Origin of the sequence: Streptomyces niveiscabiei, from assembly GCF_033794345.1 — a bacterium.
In the GTDB taxonomy this organism is placed as follows: domain Bacteria; phylum Actinomycetota; class Actinomycetes; order Streptomycetales; family Streptomycetaceae; genus Streptomyces; species Streptomyces niveiscabiei.
The window spans coordinates 64998-86333 of sequence record NZ_JARAYJ010000016.1 but is presented as its reverse complement, the minus strand read 5'-3'; the positions used below and the strand labels follow the sequence as shown (position 1 = coordinate 86333).

The 21336-nt window shown below is 72.0% G+C and carries 16 protein-coding genes; 11 read left to right on the top strand and 5 right to left on the bottom strand.

Features of this window, described 5'->3' with window-relative positions; translation table 11 throughout:
* The gene (locus PV682_RS22680) at positions 1–933 is read left to right on the top strand and encodes a Gfo/Idh/MocA family protein (RefSeq protein ID WP_319732646.1); all 933 of its coding nucleotides are present in this window, start codon (positions 1–3) and stop codon (positions 931–933) included.
* Here the strand turns inward: PV682_RS22680 and PV682_RS22675 are convergent.
* A complete protein-coding gene (locus PV682_RS22675; protein ID WP_319732644.1) occupies positions 930–1223 on the bottom strand; it encodes a carbohydrate-binding module family 14 protein in 294 nt (97 codons plus the stop codon). The genes PV682_RS22680 and PV682_RS22675 overlap by 4 nt on opposite strands.
* A gap of 212 nt (positions 1224–1435) precedes the next feature.
* Here PV682_RS22675 and PV682_RS22670 point away from each other — a divergent pair, with 212 nt between their 5' ends.
* Positions 1436–3631 (top strand): ArnT family glycosyltransferase, encoded by a 2196-nt coding sequence (locus PV682_RS22670; RefSeq protein ID WP_319732642.1) that lies wholly within the window; start codon positions 1436–1438, stop codon positions 3629–3631.
* A 69-nt stretch (positions 3632–3700) separates the two neighbouring features.
* On the opposite strand, the gene PV682_RS22665 is transcribed toward PV682_RS22670, so the two are convergent.
* A complete protein-coding gene (locus PV682_RS22665) occupies positions 3701–4837 on the bottom strand; it encodes a tryptophan dimethylallyltransferase family protein (RefSeq protein ID WP_319732640.1) in 1137 nt (378 codons plus the stop codon).
* A 3-nt stretch (positions 4838–4840) separates the two neighbouring features.
* The gene (locus PV682_RS22660; protein WP_319732638.1) at positions 4841–6277 is read right to left on the bottom strand and encodes a pyridoxal phosphate-dependent decarboxylase family protein; all 1437 of its coding nucleotides are present in this window, start codon (positions 6275–6277) and stop codon (positions 4841–4843) included.
* Positions 6278–6436: 159 nt separating this feature from the next.
* Here PV682_RS22660 and PV682_RS22655 point away from each other — a divergent pair, with 159 nt between their 5' ends.
* The 5 genes from PV682_RS22655 to PV682_RS22635 all read left to right on the top strand — a co-directional run bounded on the left by PV682_RS22655 (position 6437) and on the right by PV682_RS22635 (position 12684).
* Positions 6437–7879, top strand: a complete 1443-nt coding sequence (locus tag PV682_RS22655; RefSeq protein ID WP_319732636.1) for an aldehyde dehydrogenase — start codon at positions 6437–6439, stop codon at positions 7877–7879.
* Positions 7880–7944: 65 nt separating this feature from the next.
* Entirely contained in the window at positions 7945–9294 is a 1350-nt protein-coding gene (locus PV682_RS22650; protein ID WP_319732634.1) for a cytochrome P450, read from the top strand.
* Positions 9291–10223, top strand: coding sequence for a terpene synthase family protein (locus tag PV682_RS22645; RefSeq protein ID WP_319732632.1), 933 nt, complete (start codon positions 9291–9293; stop codon positions 10221–10223). Before PV682_RS22650 ends, PV682_RS22645 begins: the two co-directional genes overlap by 4 nt.
* A gap of 12 nt (positions 10224–10235) precedes the next feature.
* Entirely contained in the window at positions 10236–11396 is a 1161-nt protein-coding gene (locus tag PV682_RS22640; protein WP_319732630.1) for a hypothetical protein, read from the top strand.
* Positions 11397–11418: 22 nt separating this feature from the next.
* Positions 11419–12684 (top strand): ATP-grasp domain-containing protein, encoded by a 1266-nt coding sequence (locus PV682_RS22635; protein ID WP_319732628.1) that lies wholly within the window; start codon positions 11419–11421, stop codon positions 12682–12684.
* Here the strand turns inward: PV682_RS22635 and PV682_RS22630 are convergent.
* Complete coding sequence (locus PV682_RS22630) at positions 12659–14587, bottom strand: beta-N-acetylglucosaminidase domain-containing protein (protein WP_319732626.1); 1929 nt, start codon at positions 14585–14587, stop codon at positions 12659–12661. The two genes, PV682_RS22635 and PV682_RS22630, sit on opposite strands and share 26 nt — an antisense overlap.
* 11 nt (positions 14588–14598) lie before the next feature.
* Positions 14599–16716 carry an endo-beta-N-acetylglucosaminidase gene (locus PV682_RS22625; protein ID WP_319732624.1) on the bottom strand — a complete coding sequence of 706 codons (2118 nt, stop codon included), beginning with the start codon at positions 16714–16716 and terminating at the stop codon, positions 14599–14601.
* A 128-nt stretch (positions 16717–16844) separates the two neighbouring features.
* Here PV682_RS22625 and PV682_RS22620 point away from each other — a divergent pair, with 128 nt between their 5' ends.
* From PV682_RS22620 to PV682_RS22605, 4 genes are all read left to right on the top strand, one after another.
* The gene (locus PV682_RS22620) at positions 16845–17900 is read left to right on the top strand and encodes a LacI family DNA-binding transcriptional regulator (RefSeq protein ID WP_319732622.1); all 1056 of its coding nucleotides are present in this window, start codon (positions 16845–16847) and stop codon (positions 17898–17900) included.
* A 156-nt stretch (positions 17901–18056) separates the two neighbouring features.
* A complete protein-coding gene (locus PV682_RS22615; RefSeq protein WP_319732620.1) occupies positions 18057–19337 on the top strand; it encodes an ABC transporter substrate-binding protein in 1281 nt (426 codons plus the stop codon).
* Complete coding sequence (locus PV682_RS22610) at positions 19334–20311, top strand: carbohydrate ABC transporter permease (RefSeq protein ID WP_319732618.1); 978 nt, start codon at positions 19334–19336, stop codon at positions 20309–20311. The genes PV682_RS22615 and PV682_RS22610 overlap by 4 nt, the downstream gene beginning before the upstream one ends.
* Positions 20308–21120, top strand: a complete 813-nt coding sequence (locus tag PV682_RS22605) for a carbohydrate ABC transporter permease (protein WP_319732616.1) — start codon at positions 20308–20310, stop codon at positions 21118–21120. Before PV682_RS22610 ends, PV682_RS22605 begins: the two co-directional genes overlap by 4 nt.
* Positions 21121–21336 lie beyond the last annotated feature (216 nt).

Genomic DNA, 21336 nt, shown 5'->3' with positions numbered 1-21336 from the left:
ATGGACCTCCTGCTCATCGGCCTCTCCGCGTTCGCCCGGCGCAGGGTGCTGCCCGCCGCCGCGAGCCTGCCGGGCATCACGGCCGTCGACATCGCCAGCCGCCACGCGACACCGGACGACGCGGCCGGGCTGCCCAAGTCGCGCTCGCTGTACGGGGATTGGCGCAAGGCCCTCGCCGAGTGCCCGCCGGGGCTGGCGTACGTGTCGCTCGTCAACGCCGAGCACGCCGAGGCCGTACGGGAGGCGCTGGAGCGGGGCTGGCACGTCGTCGTCGACAAACCCGCGCTCCACGACCCTGACGGGGTACCGGAGTTGGTGGAGCTGGCCCGGCGGTCGTCGCTCGTGCTGGCCGAGGCGACCTGTTACGCGTTCCACCCTGTGTTCTCCGTCGTCCGGGAGCTCGCGGCGGACGCGACCAAGGCGGTGGCCGTCTTCACGCCGCCCGTGCCGGCGGGGGACTTCCGGCACGACGCCGTGCGCGGCGGCGGGGCGCTGCTCGACACCGGGCCCTATCTCGCCTCTCTGGGGCGGGTGTTGTGGGGGTTGGAGCCGCAGGAACTGAGCGTCGTGGTGGGGGACCGGGCGGGGGACGGGGCCGTGCTGTCGTACAGCGTGCTCGGGCGGTACCCGGGCGGGCGGGCCGTCGTCGGGCACTTCGGGTTCACCAGCGTCTACCGGAACACGCTCCAACTGATCGGCTCGCGGGCGGCAGTTGATGTCGAGCGGCCGTTCTCGATGCCGCCAGGGCAGGAAACGGCGGTCTCGGCGCGGGACGGTGCGGGGGAGCGTGTGCTGCGGGTGCCGCCCGCCGACAGCATGGCGCTGTTCCTGGACGCGGTCCTGCGCGCCGCGCGCACGGAGGCCCGGGCGTTCGACGAGGCCATGCTCGCCGACGCCCGCGCACTCGGGCGGCTCGTGCGAGCCGCGGACTAGGGGCGGTAGTTGGGCGGATAGACCTGATAGCCCGGGTCGGCGCTGGCGGGCCAGTCGCAGTATCGGCCGTGCGCGTTGAAGTTCAGGCCCGACGGACAGGAGTGGAGCACGGCCACCCCCGCTCTGCACTCGACGTAGAACTGCACGCCTTGGGGGTAGGAGTAGAGGCCGTCCGGGGCGCCGTAGCAGTAGTCGCTCGGCAGCGCGGACGACGGCGAGGCGGCTCCCAGCACGAACGCGAGGGCGCCGGCGGTCGCGGCGACTGTGGCACAGAGGGCACGGATCTTCATGCCGGGACAACGACCGCCCGCACCGGGCGACACGCCCTTTACGGCTGTGCGAATCCTGTGTCTGCTCCTGTCGATCGGCAGGCAATGGAATTCCCCGCACAGGTTGAAAAGCGGCCCCCGTCGTTAAAGTGCCGTTCTCGAGACGATGAGAATTCTCTTGGAGGGGGCCGAATCGGGAAGGTCCGCGCGGGGCTTGGCGAACACTGCTGTGCATGGCTACGACAGTCCCCGCGCCGACCGCGCCCCTGCGGCGCGCCCCCTGGCGCTCCCCCTCCGACCAGCCCGCATACGCACGACCGGCGCTGCTGGGCCTCCTCGCGCTCGCCGCCGTGCTCTACACGTGGGGCATCGACCACAGCTCGTACCACGCGTTCTACGCGGACGCCGCGCGCAGCATGTCGGAGAACTGGAAAGCGTTCTTCTACGGCTCGTTCGACCCCGGGAATTCCATCACTCTCGACAAACTCCCCGGATTTCTCTGGCCGCAGGCGCTGTCCGCACGCGTCTTCGGATTCCATCCGTGGGCGCTGGTCCTCCCTCAGGTGATCGAGGGCATGGTGAGCGTGCTCGTGCTGCACCGGCTCGTGTCCCGGTGGGCCGGCGCGAACGCGGCGCTCGTCGCCTGCACGGCCTTCCTGCTGACGCCGGTGTCGGTCGGGCTGTTCCGCACGGCTGTCGAGGATCCGGCGTTCACGCTGTGCGTGCTGCTCGCGGCGGAGGCGACGCAGCGGGCCGCGCGGGACGGGCGTGCGCGGACGCTGGTCGTCGCGGGGGTGTGGGTCGGGGTCGGGTTCCAGAGCAAGATGCTGGAGGCGTGGGCGGTGCTGCCCGCGCTGGCTGTCGTGTATCTGGTGTCGGCGCCGATTCCCTTGCGGCGGAGGGTGGTTCACCTCGGGGTGGCCGGGGTCGTGATGGCCGCTGTGTCGGTGTCGTGGATGGTGGCGGTGACGTTGGTGCCGGCGAAGGACCGGCCCTATGTGGACGGGACGACCGACAACTCCGCGTTCAGCATGGTGGTCGGGTACAACTTCCTGAACCGGTTCTCCTCATTGGGGATCAGCGCGGCTTCCACGGGGAGTGTGAGCGGGACTCAGGGGGGTGGGCATCGGGCGGGTGACGCGGGGATGGGTGCCGGTTCCGGTTCTGGTGCGGCTGCGCGTGCAGGTGCTCGTGCTTTCGGCGGTGGCGCTCAAGGGAGGAGGCCGGGCGGCCAGGGGCAGGACGGCTGGGCGAAGATGTTCGGGACCTCGCTCGCCTCGCAGACCGGGTGGCTGTATCCGTTCGCGGCGGTGTGTGCCGTATGCGGGCTGGTGTGGAGCCGGGGACGGCCGCGTACCGACGGGCTGCGTGCCGGGTTCCTGCTCTGGGGGACCTGGCTGGCGACGTTCTTCCTGGTGTTCAGCGCGGGGAGCGTGGGGGGCCACACGTACTACATGGGCGTGATCGCGGTGCCGCTGGCCGCGTTGACGGGCGGCGGCACCGTCGTGATGTGGCGGGCGTACCGGGCCGGTGGGCGGCGGGCGTGGGCGTTGCCGGGGGCGGTGGCGGCGACGACGGTGTGGAGCACGTATCTCGCGGCGGAGTTCAGTTCGTTCCTGCCATGGTTGGCGCCGGTCGTGACGATGCTGGGTGCGGCGGCCGTCATCCTGCTGGCGGTGGGGCGTCCCGGTGGCGGGCCGGGGTGGTTCGGTGGGTCGTCGGGTGGGCGGTTCGGCGGGCGCCTCGCTCTCGCCGGGCTCGCCACCGCCCTCGCCGCCGTGCTGATCGCGCCGGGCGCGTGGGTGGCGCAGGTGTTCACCCCCTCGTACCGCAGTACCGGTATGGGCGCGGTCGGGCCGTCCGACACCCGGGGTGGACGCGGGGCGCCGGGGACCTTCGTGTCGGCGGGCGGCCGGACGGACCGGCTGCCGTGGGGCGACGGCATGGGCGGGCACGCGGACGGACGCACGGGCGGGCGTACGGGCGGACTGATGGGTGGACTGATGGGGGACGCCGTACGTGCCGCAGGCCCCGGCTTCGGCGGGATCAGCTCGGACGGTGGACTCACCGCCTCCCAGCGGGAGTTGCTCGCCTATACGACCGCCCGCCAGGGCTCGGCGCCGTACGTCTTCGCCACCACGGACTGGAGCGCCGCGTCCCCGTACATCCTCGCCACCGGAGCGCACGTGCTGCCGCTCGGCGGGTTCAGCGGCCGGGTGCCGTTCCCGACGGAGGCGGGGTTCCGGCGGCTCGTGGGGGCGGGTGAGGTCCGGTACGTCGTGGTGGGGGGCGCCGGTCGTGGGGTGAGCGGGGTGACGGCCGCGACGCGGATCACGCGGTGGGTCCGGTCGGCCTGCGTGCCGGTCCCGGTGTCCGACTACGGCGGTTCGGACACCGGGCAGACGCTGTACCACTGCGCGCGAGCTTAGGCCGGTTCGGGTGAGTTCGCGGCCGTCTCGTCACCGGCCGAAGAGGTGATGGTGTGGGGGAGGCCGGGCTTACCGGTGCGAGGGCTCTGCCACGCCGGCCTGCTGGGGCACGTGGGCGTCCGGGTGGGGGCCCGGGTAGACGGAGAAGCGCAGGTACGTCGTGACGTCGCCGCGGCGGCGTCCCGTCCGGAAGCTGACGAGTTCCTGCAAGCCCGTGAACGTGTCCAGCGGCTGGGGTGCCAGGGAGTCGACGAGCGCCCGGTAGGGGCCGGTGGGTACCCCCTCCTCCAGCAGGACCGCCTCGACCCGGCGGGTCGCTTCCCGTTCGTTCTCGCACAGGTCCGGCATCCGCAGGTAGGTGCTCGCCTCGTCGGCCCGGTCCGCGCCGCCCCGGAACGCCAGACAGGTCAACGGGGCCTCGCCTCCCGTGTCGTGGTGCGGACCGGCGAGTATGCGGAACACCTGGGACGCGCGGAGCGGATCGTGGGCCCGTGCGGTCGAGGCGACGGCGTCGAGGGTGTCCAGGTCCGCTTCGTGATGCCGGTAGTAGATCTTGGCCCGCGCCTCAGGTGCGTCGGACAGGTCCAGGGCGAAGAATTCGAGCTCCCTGTCACCGGGGAGCGCTCCGTGGGCCCGTGCCGTGGTCCGCCACGCGGTGCCCATGTCAAGCCGCTCCATGGCCTGCCCGATCACGGCCTCGCGCCTGCGGTGATCCCACGGGTAGAGCCCGAAGTACGCCTTGAGGGTCAGCCCTTCGCCGGGCCGCCAGGCCAACGCGTGCCACAGGGGCGCGGGTTCGTGGCCGGTGTCGCCGAGGAAGACGTCCTCGACGCTCAGGTACCGGTCGAGGCCGGCACCCGGCCGGCCCGCCAGGGCCCGGGTCACTTCCCTGGCGGTGTCCGTGGGCCGGGGGGAGCGGAATCCGGCGTCGAAGAGGATCCGCAGTTCCGGGTGGGCTCCCGACCAGTTGACCGACAGTTCGGCGGGGAAACCGTCCGCCGCGACGTACGACGGCGTGCGGCAGGCGCGTCCGACGGGGGCGTCGAACCAGTCGGCGAGTATCTCCCGCAGGAGCGATTCCGTCCGTCTCGCGCCGTCGCGGGGAAGGCGGAGCGCCTGTGCCGCGGCGGCCCACTGGTGGCAGACGAACGAGCCGAAGGAGTGGTCGCCCGCGTCGAACGTTCCGTACCGGAGGGTCCTCGTCATGGTTCATTCGCCTTTCTCTGCGGTGATCAGGTGGAGTACGTCGTCGACGTGTTCTTCGTGCGTGCGGTGCGCGAGCACGCACAGGCGGATCAGCTGCCGGCCCGCGACGGTGGTGCTGTGCACGACCGACCGGCCGTCGGCGTTGACGCGGTCGAGGAGACGCCGGGTCGCGGCGTCGGCGGCGAGCCGCGCCGCTTCGCCGGGACGCTCCGGCCGGACCGCGAAGGCGACGGCGGTCAGCTCGGGCCGCCAGGGGACGTCGAGGTGCGGGACGGCGCTCAGCGTGCGGTGGACGCGGGCCGCGAGGTCGAGCTTCTCGTCGAGGGCGTCCCGGAATGCGGACAGCCCGTACAGGTGCAGCGGGAGCCAGACCCTTACGCCCCGGTTCTCCCGGCTCAGCTCGATGCCGCGCCGGGCGTAGTCGGGGAGGGCGTCCGACGCGCCGACGTCCTGGAGGGTGTGGGCCGATCCGTCGTGCGCGTCCTGGAGGCGCCCCGGTTCCCGGACGACGAGAGCGCCGGTGCCGAACGGCAGGAACAGCGCCTTGTGGGGGTCCAGGGTCACCGAGTCCGCCCGCTCGATGCCCGCCGTGCGCTCACGGCCCCGTCCGGTGAGCCGGAAGAAGCCGCCGTAGGCCGCGTCCACGTGGAACCAGAGGTCCTCGCGGGCGGCCAGGTCCCCCGCGCCCGGCAGCGGGTCGATGGCTCCGGTGTCCGTGGTTCCCGCCGTCGCGACCAGCAGGAACGGCCGCAGTCCCGCGGCGCGGTCGGCGCGTATCCGCTCCGCCGCCGCGCGCAGGTCCATCCTCAGGTGCTCGTCGACCGGTACGACGCGGACGTTGCGCTGCGGTATCCCGGCGATGCGGGCGGCCTTCGCGACGGAGTAGTGCGCCTGCTCGCTGACGTAGAGGGTGCCCCGTCCGATGTCCTCCCCCAGCCGGTCGTGACGGGCTGTCACCAGGGCGGAGAGGTTGGCCATGGAGCCGCCGGTGGTGAGGACGCCCGAACTGCCGGGCGGAAGGCCGCAGACGTCGCGCGCCATCCAGCGCAGGACGCCTTCCTCCAGGGCGGTGAGGGCGGGGGCCGCGGCGGCCAGGGTGCCGTAGCGGTTCACGGCCCTGGTGAAGAACTCGGCGAGAGCCGACGCGTAGAGACCGCCGCCGGGCAGGGCGGCCAGCAGCCGAGGGCCGGCGGTCTCGATCGCGTTCTCGGCGGCTGTGCCGAGCCGGTCCATGAGCCCGCCCAGCGGGGTGCCGTCCTGCGGGGGTGCCGCCAGGAACGCGTCCGTCAGCTCTCTCTCGGTGTCGGGAGCGGTCCCGTCGTGCGCCGGCCGGAGATCTCGCGCCGCGAGGAACGCGGTGACCTGGCGCGTCACCGTGTCCGCCATGGCGGACATCTCGGCCCGGCCGGGTTCGAACGGAGAAGAGTTGTCGATCTTCATGATGATCAGGATGTCTCGTCCCGCGACGCGGGTGCGAGCAGATCCGGCCAGCTTTTCCATGGGTTCGCGTCACCGGTTTGACAGGTGACGATCCTGCCTGTCAGGCTCCTTGGGTGGCCGCCGCCGGGCGGCCCTGGGTGGACAGAAGGAGGCAGGCGCGTGAACGTCTACGACCGGCTCTTCATCGGAGGGTCCTGGGTGAAGCCGAGCGACCCGTCCCTCCTCGACCTCGTCTCACCGCACGACCGGTCGCCGATCGGCCGCGCGGCCCAGGCGCGGCCGGCGGACATCGACCGCGCGCTGTCCGTCGCGCGGACCTCGTTCGACGCGGGAATCTGGCGCACCACCCCGCCCGTACGGCGGATCGCGCTCCTGCGCCGGTTCAACGCGCTGCGCGAGGAGCAGGCGGAGCGGATCGCGCGGCTGATCACGCTGGAGAACGGATCACCGCTCTGGTTCACCCGCGCCGGACAGTCCGGCCTGACCCGGCAGGCGAACGCCTACCTGAGGGCGGCTCAGGAGTTCGCCTGGGAGGAGGCGGTGGCACCATCCGACCCTGCGTCACCGGTCCGAGGGGTGATTCGCCGGGTGCCGGTCGGCGTCGTCGCGGCCGTGATCCCGTGGAACTCCCCGTTCTCCTCGGCCACCTCGAAGATCATCCCGGCGTTGCTGGCCGGCAACTCCGTGGTCCTCAAGGTGTCCCCGGAGAACTCGCTGAGCATGGGCTTCCTGGCCGAGCTGCTGGAGCGTACGGGGCTGCCCGAGGGCGTCGTCAGCGTCCTGCCCGCCGACCGGGACACCAGCGAACACCTGGTGTCGCACCCCGAGGTCGACAAGATCGCCTTCACCGGCTCGACCCGGGCCGGCCGCCGCATCGCCTCGATCGCGGGGGAGCGGCTCAAGCGGGTCAGCCTGGAACTCGGCGGCAAGTCCGCCGCCGTCGTCCTGCCGGACGCCGACCTCGGCGAGACCGTCGCGGGCCTGAAGTCCGCCGCCCTGCTCAACAACGGCGAGTCGTGCATCGCGCAGACCAGGATCCTCGCGCCGCGCGGCCGGTACGAGGAGGTCGTCACCGCCGTGAAGGACCTGGTCGAGTCGCTGAAGGTGGGTGACCCGAACGACCCCGACACCTTCATCGGCCCCCTGGTGGGCCCCGACCAGCAGCAGCGGGTGCGCACCTACATCCGGCTCGGCATCGAGGAGGGCGCCCGGCTGGTCACGGGCGGCCCGCAGATCCCCGAGGGCCTGGAGCGGGGCACCTACGTCACCCCCACCGTCCTCGCCGACGTCGACAACGCGATGCGCGTCGCACGGGAGGAGATCTTCGGCCCGGTCCTGGTCGTCATCCCCTACGACGACGAGGACGACGCCGTACGCATCGCCAACGACTCCCCGTACGGCCTGTCCGGCGGCGTCTGGTCCCGCGACGAGGAGCACGCCCTGGCGGTCGCCCGCCGCCTGCGCACCGGAACCGTCACGGTCAACGGCGCTCCCCTCACCTTCGACGGCCCGTTCGGCGGCTTCAAGGACAGCGGGATCGGCCGCGAGTACGGCCCGGTGGGGCTCGGCACCTACACCGAGTACCAGACCATCACCTGTTGAACGGGTGACCGCTGCCGATAGTGCCGCGTGCGCCCGGCCCACCCCTGACCGAAAGGTACGAGACCGTGCGATCCACCACCGCTCCAGCGGCGGCGCCCGTCGCTCCAGGCCGCATCCCCCTCCTCGGGCACCTGCCGCAACTCGCCGCCGGACGGGCGGGATTCCTCCAGTCGGTCAGGGCGCGGGGCGACATCGTCACGATCTTCCTCGGCACGCGGCCGGTGTATGTCCTGAACTCGCCGGAGGCGGTCCACGACGTCCTCGTGACACAGAGCGGGAAGTTCGGCAAGGGACTGCTCTTCGACGTCGCCAGACCCTTCATCGGCAACGGCATCATCACCTCCGGACGAGACGTGCACCGACACCGGCGCCGCGTGCTCCAGCCCGCCTTCCGGCGCGACGCCGTCGCCGCGTACGTCGGCACGATGACCGACGTCACCGAGGAACAGGTCGCGGCCTGGCGCCCGGGCGAGGTGATCGCCATGGACCGGGCGATGCGCCGGATGGCGACGGCCACGCTCGTCGCGACCCTGTTCAGCGGGGAACGCCCGGACGGGGCCGAGGCCATGGCGGAACTGGGGGAGCGGGTCGCCGAGCACCTGACCACGGTGATGCGCGGAGTCTTCGTGGGCACGGTCCTGCCCGCGCCGATCGCGTCCTCGCCCGCGTTCGGCCACCGCCGGTACCTGTCCGCCGCCGCGGCTCTGCGCGACCTCGCGGACACTGCCGTCCGGCAGGCCCGGCAGGACCCCACCGACCGCGGTGACCTGCTGTCGGTCATGCTCGCGGGCGCCGGGGGAGGACTGAGCGACGAGGCGGCCCGCGACGAGTTGCTGTCCCTGCTCATGGCCGGCGCCGAGACCACGTCGACCACCCTCTCCTGGGCCCTGCACGAACTCGGCCGGCGACCGCGGAGCGCGGACCGCATCAGGGCCGAGCACGCGGCCCTGCCCGCCGGCGCCCTGCCCGGCGCGGCGACGCTTCCCTTCACCGACCGGTTCCTGCGCGAGGTACTCCGGCTGCACCAGCCCAACTGGCTGCTCATGCGGCGCGCCCTGGAACCGGCGCGGGTCTGCGGGACCGGCCTTCCGCGGGGCGCCGAGATCATCTACAGCGCGGCGGCGATGCACCGCGACCCCGCGTACTTCCCCGACCCCCTGCGGTTCGACCCGGACCGCTGGCTCGACCCCGCCCAGCGGGAGATCCCGCCGGGCGCCTACATCCCGTTCGCCCTGGGCAACAGGAAGTGCATCGGGGACTTCTTCGCGATGACCGAGATGCTGGTCGTCCTCTGCTCGGTCGTGTCGCGATGGCGACTGCACCCCGTCCGCGGGCACCGGGTCCGGCCGGTGGCCCAGGCCCAGATACGGCCGAACGCGCTGCCCATGCTCGTCTCGCCCCGGGCCGCCCGATGAACCACTGCCCGCTGCCCTTCCCCAGCCGGGTCAGCCCGGACCTGCCGGCCGCCCACGACCGGCACCTCGCCTGGCCGAAGTCCTTCGGATTCCTGTCGACGGAAGCGGAGGAGAAACACCACCTCAAGGGCCAGTTCCCGCTGATCGCGGCCATGTTCTACCCGAACGCGACCGGCGGCGAACTGGACATCGGAGTCGACCAGCAGAGCTGGTACTTCCTCTTCGACGACGCGCTCGACGAAGCGTGGGGCCACTCCCCCGACCGGGTACGTCACCTCGTCGGACTCGTCGAGGAGGGCATCACCGGCGAGGCGGGCCCGCTGCCCCTGGCCGGTGCCTTCGCCGACATGCGGCGGCGCAGCTGCCGGGCGATGCCCCAGGACTGGATACGCCGGTCCGCGGCCCACTGGTCCTCCTACCTCCGCCACCACGTCGACGAGGCCCGCAGCCGGCACTCCGGCACCCCCCTGCCGCTGAGCACGTACCTGCGCGTGAGGCGCCACACCATCGGCGTGGCACCGGTCATCGACCTCGCCGAACGCCTGTCCTCCTGCGTCCTCCCGGACCACCTGTACGCGCTGCCCCACCTGTCGGTCATGCGGGAGATGACGAAGACCTTCATCATCTGTGACAACGACATCGTCTCCCTGGACAAGGACGCCGCACTCGGCGAGCAGAACAATCTCGTGCTGTGCCTGGAACGGGAACACGGCCTGTCCCGTCCGGAAGCGACCGACAGGGCCGTTCGACGCCGGCGGGAATCCCTGCGGCTTTTCACACTCGCCCACCAGGCCCTGCTCGACACGGCCCACGACCCGGCCGAACGTGACCTGCTGGAGCGCTACTGCACGCAAGCGCTCCGGACCACCCTGCGCGGCGCCCACGACTGGCACCACACGTCGACGCGCTACCACCCGCACGACAGCTGAGGGGAACCCGACATGAAGAAGACGGAGCTGTTCACCCGTACCGACAACCCCCGCCCCACCCCGACGCGCACCGGGAGAACCCCGCGCTCACCGCTCGCCCCCTACGTACTGGACCACCTGCCCGCCGACCTGGACGCCGTAGCCCACGGCCGCGTCACCTACGGGGAACTGGCGGCGAAACAGCGCGGCGTCCTGCACGCGCTCGACGACGGCACCCCCCTGGCCACCGACGCCCCCTCGGCCGCCCTGGTCCAGCTCGACCTGCTCTTCATGCTGAACGGCTACCTGCCGGCCGGCCCGGCGGCGTTCCCCCGCCCCCTGCTGGACGCCATCGCGGCCCAGTGCGCCCGGTTCCCCGCACTGGACCCCTACCTGAGCTACGAGACGCTCATCGACGTCAACTGCGCCGAATGGGACCGCACCGGAGACATCAGGGTCTTCTCCGAAGGCGGGCTCGGGCTGCTGGAACGCGACTTCTACCTCGGCCACCACCTCGCGGAGCCACCCGCGCGGATCGCGTTCGAGCTGCTGCGCGCGCTGGTCCTGGAGCCCGGCGCCGTGGGCACGGCCGCCCTCCTCGAAGAGGCGCTTCGCTGCCTGGACGACTTCCGCTCCCACATGGTCCAGTACGGCAGGCTCCCTACCGGGGCGTTCCACGCGTTCCGCCGCTACCACATGAGCTACCCGGGCGGCCCTCGCGGGGCGAGCGGCGCGTTCATGCCGAGCGTGCAACTGCTGGAACTGGTCCTGCTGCCGCCCACCCCGCAGTACGGCGTCTACCTCGACCAGTCCCTGCCCTACTTCCCGACCTGGTCCAGAACCCTGGTCACCGAGTGGCGCGCCCTGTCCCGCAAGGGCGACAACGTCGTGGACGCGGTGCTCGACGGCCGGCTGAAGCTCGACGACCGCGCCGCCACCGCCCTCCTGCGGGTGATCGACACGTTCACGGACTTCCGCATGGTGCACCTCGGCGTCACCAGGAAGGCGCTGCCCGAGGCGTTCGCCCCCGACGCGAAGCCGACCCGCAAGGCCATCGCCGCCCTCAGCGGCGAGCGGGACGTCCTCGGCGAGGGCGACCCGGGCACCTCGGGATTCAGCGTGCAGGGCGTCCTGACGAACGCTGTGTACCGGCTTCTCGCGGCCCGCCGTAGCCTCACCGAGTTCTTCGACTGACCCCACCGAGGGAGAACACCCCATGTCCGCATTCCAGGTCGCCGTCGTGGACGCCTTCGGCACCTCGCACCGCTACGTCGACGCCTTCGCCGCGGCCGGCGGCGAGGTCGTCCACGTCCACAGCACCCCCGGCCTCCTGCCGGGAGTCGCCCCCGTCGACCCGGCACGCTTCAGCCACACCTTCCACCACGAGCCCGACCTCGACGCCCTGACCAGGAAACTGGCGGCCCTGCACCCGCGCGCGGTCCTGCCCGGCCGCGAGTCCGGGGTGGAACTCGCCGACGCCCTGTCGGAGCGCCTGGGCCTGCCGACCAACGGCACGGCGCTCAGCGCGGGACGCCGCGACAAGTACGTCCAGATCGAACTCCTCAGAGCGGCGGGCGTACCCGCGGCGCGCCAGCTCCGCACCGACGACGAGGACCGGCTGCGCACCTGGCACACCGCCCTGGGCCGGACCGCCGTGGTCAAACCCCTGCGCGGAGCCCTCGGCCACGGAGTGACGTTCTGCGACACCCCCGAGGACTCGGCCGCCGCCCTCAAGGCCCTCAGGAACACCGTCTCCGCCTTCGGCGAGCCGATCACCGAGATCGTCGCCCAGGAGTACCTGATCGGCGCCGAGTACATCGTCAACACCGTGAGCTGCGACGGCGTCCACCACGTCACCGACGTCTGGAGCACCGACCGCGTCACGGCCAACGGCGTGCGCGACCTCGTCGTCGCCCAGGTCCTGCTCCGCTCCGACGACCGGTCCGTCACCCGACTCGTCCCGTACGCCCGCCAGGTCCTGGACGCCCTCGGCGTCCGCTACGGCCCCGCCCACCTGGAGATCAAGCTCACCCCCGACGGCCCCCGGCTGGTGGAGGCCGGCGCCCGGCCGTCCGGCCTGCCCTACCACGTCGCGGACGCCATCGGCGAGGGCCAGCTGGAGTGGGCCGTCGACGCGTACGTCCGCCCGGACCGCTTCCTCGCGCGAGCCGGTACGCCGTACGACCGCAGGACCGCCGCCGCCTGGGCGGCCCTGGTCTCCCCGGCCTCCGGCCGCCTCGTCGCCTACCGCGCCCTCGACGAGGTCCGCGCGCTGGAGAGCCTGCGCGAGCTGACCGTCCTGGTCCGGCCCGGGGAGGACATCGTGGCCACCACGTGGGACCTCGCCTATCCCGCAGTCCTGAGCCTGCGCCACCCCGTCGAGGCGGTGCTGAGACGGGACCTGAACACGCTGCGGTATCTGGACGGGGCGGGGATGTACGAGATCGCTCCGCACGTCACCGCAGGGAACGCGCTTCCGTGAGGAACGTGTCCAGCACCCCGTCCGCCACCCGGACCGGGCCCTGCGGGCGGGTCTCGCCGGGGATCGTCTGGATGGCACCGGCACGGGTGGCGAGGCTGGACGCCTCGGTGAACAGGCGTTGTGCTTCGGGCTCGTCGGCGGCGAGGCGGGCCGTCAGGGCGTCCAGGGTTTTCTCGAAGGCCGGTCCCCAGAGGCGCAGCGCGTTCAGCCAGGGAGTGCAGTCGGCGACAAATCCCGGGTCTGTCACGCCGGTTGCGATGCGGTCGGGGGTGGCGGTGAGGAGTTGGGCGTACGGGCGGAGGGCGCGTAGGGCGGCGTCTTTGGCGCCGGTTGCCCAGGCGGTGCGGAACTCGCCGAGTTTCGCGGCCAGTTGGGGAGCCTGGGGTTGCCAGGGTGCCGCGCCGAACGTCGGGGCCAAGTGCTCGACGTCGAAGAACGCCAAGAGGGCTTCTACGGTGACCGGGTCACCGTTCGCGAGGTACGCGGCGGCGGCCCGCCAGGCCCGCTGGGCGTCGTAACCCGCGTCGTTCCAGGCGAAGTCGGCGCCCCCGAAGAGGGCCACCTTGCTGGCCGCCGCCTGGTTCATGGGGTTGAGGACCAGGCCCGACAGCTGGGCGTGCAGGCCCGGTTCGCGTGCGGAGTAGGGGGCGAGGAGGAGGCGGCCCTCGGCCTGGCCGTAGTCGTTGACGGGGTAGTTGTCCCACAGGAACACCTTGCGGCCCCACACCGCAGCCGCGCGCGACGCGTCCTGGACGGTGATGCGGGGCGGGACCGTGTCGGTGCCCGTCCACATCACCTCGACGCGGGGGTCCAGTTGCTCGCGGATCGTCCTCTTGTAGGGGGTGTCCGTGACGTCGCCGTACTCGGTCGGGACCATCTGGAGCGGCTGCGTTCCGGGGCGGGCGGCGAGGAACTGCCGTTGCAGGGAGTTCAGCAGAGCGACCTGCGCCCGCGCCGCCGACTGCTGCGAGGGCGCTCCGTACGCCGTCCGGTCGGCCGTGCAGTTCCAGCGCGTGTAGCTGATGTCGTCGAGCGGCACGGAGAAGCTGCGCACCCCGAGGTCGTACACGGCCTGGAGCTTGGCCTGAAGGGCGGCGCGGTCGGCGGCCGAGCTGTAGCAGATGGAGACGCCGGGGGAGAGGGCGAAGGTGAAGCGGACGTGGTGGTCGCCGGCCTGACGCACCAACTCACCTAGCTGGGCGAGGAGTTGGGGAGGGTACGGGTCGCGCCAGCGCTCCCGGTGGTAGGGGTCGTCCTTCGGCGCGTACAGGTACGTGTTCATCTTCAGCGCGCCGTAGAAGGCGAGTTGGTCGAGGCGCTCCGCGTGCGTCCACGGGCTGCCGTAGAAGCCCTCGATCGCGCCGCGCAGCGGCATCAGCGGGTGGTCGACGACGGATACGGCCGACAGGGCGGTGCCGGAGGCGAGTTGGCGCAGGGTCTGCGCGGCGTAGTACGTCCCGCTCGCGTCCGCGCCCGCGAGGACCACCGTGCCCCCGCCGGGCGCGGCGCGGGAGGCGAGTGCGTAGCCCTCGGCGGGGAGGGTGGCCGGCACCTGTCCGCCCGTTGCGCGGAGGGCGTCGGCGATCCGGGTGTCCTGGATGCCGCCGATCACCACCGTGAGGTCGCTGGGGTCAACTCCCGTGGCGGGCAAGGGGGCTTCGTCGATGTCCGTGGCGCCTGCCGCGCGCAGGACGGAGACGACGAGGTCGCGGGTGGGCCGGTCCTGCTGTCCGGCGGTGCGGAGGTGGACCCGGGGCGGGACGGTCAGGGAGGCGCCGTTGGCCGTCAACTGCTGGGGATGCGGGGTGACGTGGGGGAGAGCGGCGCCGGTCGCCGACGCCGGCGGGGGTGCGGCGAACACGCAGGACGCGACGAGCGCCGCGACGGTCAGTCTGAGGCCCATGCCGTTCCCTCCTACCAGGCCAGCGAGGTCGAGGCGGCACAGCTACGGCGCCCGGTCACGGACACCGCCTCCAGTTCGAGCGTCGTCACCGAGTCACCGCCCCGGTCCAACGGCGACACGCAGTACGCGCCGTCGTACGTCCGCCCCAGCCACCGCCGCCCCCCGGAAGTGCGCCGGAAGACGTCGTACCGAGCCACCTCGTCCGGCAGGAAATCCCAGGTCAGATAGACACTCGCGGCGTCACCGGCCCGCACCGCCCGCTCGACGGCGAACCCGGTCGGGCACCCCGGCGCCGGATCGGGCCCCGCGTCCGCGATCCGCAGTTCGCCCAGGTTCACGGCGATCCCGGCAGCCCCGCCCGCCCCGGCCAGCAGCGAGACGTGCACGGCGACGACCGTACGGCCCGCCCACGCACCGAGGTTGCCCGTCCACCGCGTCCAACTCCCCGACACCGAACCGGCGTTGATCCACACCACCTCGGCGGGAACGTCTTCGAACACCAGCCCCAGCCGCAGCGCCGCCGTCCCGGTCGAACCCCGGTGCACCAGCGAGGCGGTCGACGCCGGGGTCAGCGGCAGCCGCGTCTTGTAGAGGCGCACGACAGCCGACGCGGACGCCCCGAGAGTGCCGGACAGGCGCAGGGAGTTGCCGCCGTCGTACGCGATCGTGTGGTCGTAGTCCGCGCGGACCGCCGTGCTCGGGGCGCCCGCGCCGTCGCGGACCCACCACTGCCAGGTCGGCAACAGGTCCTGGACGCCGATGTCGAACCACGGCCGGTCGCCTGCCTGTACGCCGTCCACGAAGAACCGCTCGCCCGTGCCGGTGCAGAAGCGGGTCACGAAGGGGAGCCGGCCGATGACGGACTTCTCGACGATGTGGTGGGCGGTGCCGTCCCAGCCCGCCGGGTCGAGCGGGCTGCCGCTGCTGGGCTGCCGGGTGCGGCCGGTGCGCGAGGGGTCCTCGGCGGGCCCGCACCACAGCTGGCGCTCGCGGGCGTAGACCGGCGCCTGCCGCGCGAGGGTGCTCTTGTCGCCGTCGACCGTGTACCAGACCATCTCCGAGCCGAGGAACGCCCAACTCGTGCGCGGTTCACCGCCGTCGGGGAAGATCGCGCGCGGGTCGTAGGGCTGGGCGAAGCGGTACATGCCGATCTCGCTGCCCGCGTACACGACCTGGAACGGGTCGAGGCCCAGGGACTGGGCGTGGGCGCGGGACGCCTGGATCTTGGCCGAGTTCCACCAGTAGTTGAGGAACACGCTGCTGTTGACGCGCTGCCCGCCGGACACGATCCACGGGGAGTTCACCGAGTTGAACTCGTTCTGGTAGGAGATCCGGCCGTCGACCGTGAGGGAGTCGTACCACTGGAGGTGGAAGCCGGCCGGGGCCTTGCGGGCGAGGTAGGCGAGCATCTCCATCAGGAGCCGCGCCTGGGCCGCCGTGATGGTGGCCTCCTGGTTGACGAAGTACCCGTCGAAGCCGAAGTAGCGGGCCATCGCGATGAGTTGGTCCGCGAGGGGGAACGTGCCCTGCGGGGTCTTTTCCACGATGTCCGCGAAGTTCTCCGGGCGCGGCCAGAACCAACAGCCCAGGCTCAGCACGCCGTTGCGGTGCGCGGCGTCCGTGTAGCCGGGGTTGGGGAGGTTCAACAGGCCGTAGGGCGGGTTGGGTTCGGCGTGGCGGCCGTCCAGCGGGAGGCCGTGCCAGGAGGCGTACAGGTCGGGGTACTGCCAGAAGCGCAGCGCGTACGCCTCGGCGACCGGGCCGTACGGGTAGCCCTCGGTCTCCCAGTCCGGCTGGACGTAGTCGTTGGCGAGGACGGCGAGCCTCGGGCGGGGGTCCAGGCCCCGGCGGGACTGGGTCGGTTCGAAGGGGGCGATGCGCGTCGCGAGGGGGACGCGGGAGCGCAGGTAGCGGGCGTGGCGGTCGGTGTCCGGGTGCCACGACTTGATCTGCGGTCCTGAATAGCCGTGCATCAAAGGAGGTTCGGGGCCGAAGCCCGCCGCCGCGAGGGACTGCGCTTGCGCGGCTGTCGCGGGGAGGGCGGTGGCCAGCAGTCCGGCACCGGCAGCTTGCAGGAGGCTGCGGCGCCGCAGGGATCTCGGTAACGGGCCTGACGCGTCGACGGGCATGGGGGTCCCCTCTCCTCGGTGCGGCGAGAGCCGACACTAAAGCGCTAAAGTGTGTGCCGCAAGAGGGAGTTGACGACGTATCAGGTCGATGGGGCGCGAGCGTCCCGCGCCGGATCACCGAGGTTGCCATGACCGGCCAGGACCACCGCCCCACCCCCCGTCCGACTCTTCGCGACATCGCCCGGCGCTGCGGCATCTCCGAAGCCGCCGCCTCCTTCGCCCTCAACGGCCGCCCCGGCGTCTCCGAGGCCACCCGCAGACGCGTCCTGGAGGTCGTCGAGGAGCTGGACTGGACCCCGCACCCGGCCGCCCGCGCCCTCACCGGCGCCGGGTCCTCGACCGTCGGGTTCGTCGTCGCCCGCGACGCCCGGGACGTCGGCACCGAACTCTTCTTCCACCGCCTGATGACCGGCATGCAGACCGTGCTGAGCGGGCGGCGCTACGGACTGCTGTTCCAGGTGGTAGCCGATGTCGAGGAGGAGATCGCCACCTATCACCGATGGCGGCACGAAGGAAGAGTCGACGGCGTCGTCCTGGTCGACCTGCGGCGGGGCGACCCCCGCCCGGCGGCCGTCGCGGCCCTCGGCCTGCCCGGCGTCGTCGCGGGCGGCCCCGACCCCGGCGGCCACCTGCCCTCCGTACCCGTCGACGACGCCGCCGCGATGCGCGCCGTCATGGGCCACCTGCGGGAACGCGGCCACGACCACGTCGCCTACCTGTCGGGCACCGCCGCGATGCTGCACGTGCACCGCCGCATCGAATCCTTCCAACGCACCGGCCGCGACCTGGAGTTCACCGGCCTGAGGACCCTCTCCACCGACTTCTCCGCGCCGGCCGGCTCGGCCGCCACCGAGACCGCGCTCACCGCCACCCCCCGCCCCACCGCGCTGATCTACGACAACGAGGTGCTCGCCGTCGCCGGTCTGGACGTCCTGCGCCGCCACGCCCTGCGCATCCCGGACGACGTCGCGGTGGTCGTCTGGGAGGACACCCCGGTCTGCACGGCGCTCAGACCCGCGCTCACCGCGCTGCGCCGGGACGCGGTCGGGTTCGGCGCGGACGTGGCCCGGCGGCTGCTCGGCCTGCTCGACTCGGAGCCGTTGACCGACCCGGTGGACCTGGTGCCCACGCTGGTCGCCCGCGCCAGCACGGGCGCCAACTCGCCTGAAGATCACGGAGATTGACGGACCATCAGTCCCACCCATCCACCCTGTCCCGGCCGTTGACACCCTCAACTTAAGCGCCTTAGTGTCGGCTCTCGCCGTCCCCGGCACGACCCGCCGGGGCAGTGAACGCACGGGAACTCGCCGAACCGACCGATCGACGCGAGGGAGTTCACGATGAGACGTCTCGGCATCGCGGGGGCGATCCTGGTACTGGCGGGGTGCGGGGTGGGCGGCGGGGACGACTCCGGCGGCGGCACCGACAAACCGGTCGACGGCAAGGTCGCCGGCACGATCACCTTCCAGACCTGGAACCTCAAGGGCAACTACGCCGGTTACTTCACCGGCCTCGTCGCCGCCTTCGAGAAGGAACACCCCGGCACGAAGGTGAAGTGGATCGACCAGCCCGCCGACGGCTACTCCGAGAAACTCTCCGCCGACGCCGCCGCCGGCACCCTCCCCGACGTCATGGACCTCGGCCCCGAGGCCGGGTACACCCTGGCCGGCGCCGGGAAACTCCTCGACATCGCCAAGGCCGACCCCGCCGCGCAGGCCGACTTCCTCCCCGCCGCCTGGAACGCCATGACCTGGGCGGGCATCGACGGCGGCACCTACGGCTACCCCTTCTACCTCAACACCGGCCCCTCCTTCTTCAACACCGCCCTGCTGACCAAGGCGGGCCTCGACCCGAAGAACCTCCCGAAGACCTACGACGAACTCTTCACCCAGGCCGAGAAGATGGCCGGTTCCGCGAAAGGCGCGTACTCGATGCTCGGCCGCACCCCGGTCATCGAGACCTTCGGGACGTACGGCGTCGAGCTGATGGACGAGAACGCCACCGCGTTCACCTTCAACAGCGCCAAGGGCGTCGAACTCCTCACCCGCTACAAGGAGTTGTACGACGTCGGCGCGCTCACCGAGGACATCCTCAACGAGAAGCAGGTCGGCGAGGTCGACAAGTTCAAGGCGGGGGAGCTGGGTTGGCTGCCCGGCAGCGCCTACAACCTCGCCGACTTCAAGAAGAACGCGCCCGACATCTACCGGAGCGTCGCCATCGGGCCGATCGTCGCCGACGCCGCGCCGAACATGTACATCGAGTCCCTCGCGGTGAGTTCGAGGACCGGCAACGCCGCTACGGCCGTCGCCTTCGCCAAGTTCGCCACCAACAGGGCGAACCAACTCGCCTTCGCCCACCGGGCGGCGATCTTCCCGGCCACCCGGAACACCCTGGACGACCCGTACTTCACGAAGGACGACGGCACCGACGAAGGCCGCGTCCGCGTCGAGGCGGCGGCCCAGATCGGGCGGGCCGTCGTGTACTGGCCTCCCGCCTTCTCCCAGGCCATGGTCGACGAACTGCGCGAACAGGTCGCGCTCGCGCTGAAGGGGGACAAGTCGCCGAAGAAGGCCCTCGACGACACGGTGGCGTTCTGCAACGACAAGCTGCGCCGGGCGTGACGGCACAGGTGGTGACGGAGGCCGGTGCCGGGGGCCGAGCCGGGGCCGGGGTCGGGGGCGCGGGTCGACTCGGGGCCGGTGTCGGGGGCGCCGGTCGTACCCACCGCTGGTGGACCGCCCCCTGGCTCTTCCTCGCGCTCGGGATCACCGTCACCGCCGTCTTCGTCCTGTTCCCCTTCCTCAACACCGTCGTCCTGTCCTTCACCGACGCGACGATGGTGCGCGGCGGCCGGTTCGTCGGCCTCGACAACTACCGCCGCCTGGGCGACGATCCGCGGTTCTGGACGGCACTTCTCAACTCCGGTCTGTACGTCGTCTGCGTCGTCCCGTTCATGGTCGTGCTCCCGCTGCTGCTGGCGAGCCTCGTCAGCGGGCCCGGCCGGTTCGTCGGGGTGTTCCGCAGCGCCTTCTACACGCCGGTCGTCATGTCCGCCGTCGCCGTCGGCCTGATCTGGACGAACCTCCTCGACAGCCGGGGACTCGTCAACGAGGCGCTGTCGTGGCTGGAGCTGGTGTCGAGACCGGTGCCGTTCATCGCGGACCGGTGGCTGCTGCTGATCAGCGCGATGTTCGTGACCGTGTGGACCGGCGTCGGCTACTACATGGTCGTCTACCTCGCCGCCCTCGCGCACATCCCGACGGCCCTGTACGACGCCGCGGCCGTCGACGGCGCCGGGCCCATGCGGACGTTCCTGTCGGTGACCGTGCCCGGCGTGCGCTCCACGATGGCGCTGGTCGGCGTGTTGTCGTCGGTGGCCGCGTTCCGGGTGTTCAGCGAGGTGTACGTGCTGTCCGGGAACACGGGCGGCACCGGCGGCAAGGACATCACCATGACCATGCTCATCCAGCGGGAGGGCACGGGGCTGTCGGCCGACACCGGGTACGCGACGGCGATCAGCGTCGTCATGTTCGTGATCACGCTCGCGCTGCTGATCGTGCAGCTGCGCATGCGGCGGGACGGGGACGCGGAGTGAGGCGCGGGGTGCGGTACGCGCTGCTCGTGCTGGTCTTCGTGATCCTCGTCGGGCCGTTCCTGTGGCAACTGTCCTTGTCCTTCAAGGGCGCTGGGGACGACCTGTACGCGCGTCCGCCCAGGCTCCTGCCGAGCGACCCGACGTTCGGGAACTACCAGGAGGTCGTGGACAGGGTCCCCGTACCGGGCTACCTCCTCAACTCCACGGTCGTCGCGCTGATCTCGGTCGCCGGGAACGTCGCCGGGGCGACCTGCGCGGGGTTCGCGCTCGCGCGGCTGCGGTTCCGGGGGCGCGGGCTCGCGCTCTCCGTGTTCGTCGCCGCGCTGCTCGTGCCGGGGGAGACCGTCATCGTCGCGCAGTTCCTGCTGATGCGGTCGGTCGGGCTCAACGACACGCTGCTCGGCGTGGCCCTGCCGACAGCGGTCGCCGCCCTCAACGTCCTCCTCATGCGCAACGCGTTCCTCGCGCTGCCGGTCGCCCTGGAGGAGGCCGCCGTCATCGACGGGGCGAACGTGTGGAGACGGTTCGCGTCGATCTGCGTACCGCAGGTCAAGGGGGCCATGGCCGTCGTCGCGACCTTCGCGTTCGTCGGCTCGTGGAACGACTTCCTGTGGCCGCTGATCGTCCTGTCGGACCAGGACAAGTACACGCTGACCGTCGGGCTGAACGCACTGCGGGGCACGTTCTACGACAACCCCCGGGTGGTGGCGGCCGGCACGATCGTCGCGGTGGCGCCAGTGCTGCTGTTCTTCTTCGGGTTGCAGCGGTTCTTCTTCCGGGGGGTCGGGGAGGGCGGGGTGAAGGGGTGAGCGGGCGAACTGGGCTCTACGGGGACGGTCATGGGCGGCATCGAGGGGGCGGCATCGAGGGGTGAGGCCCCCGGCCGCCTCGGCCGCCCCGGCCGCGTCGAAGAGGAGAGATACGACACTGAGCCCCGTACGCCGCGCCGGCTCCCGCACGGTCGGCAACGCGTCCTGCGGCGTGCCGCTGAGCCGGGGATCGCCGTGCGGACACAGCACCGTGTG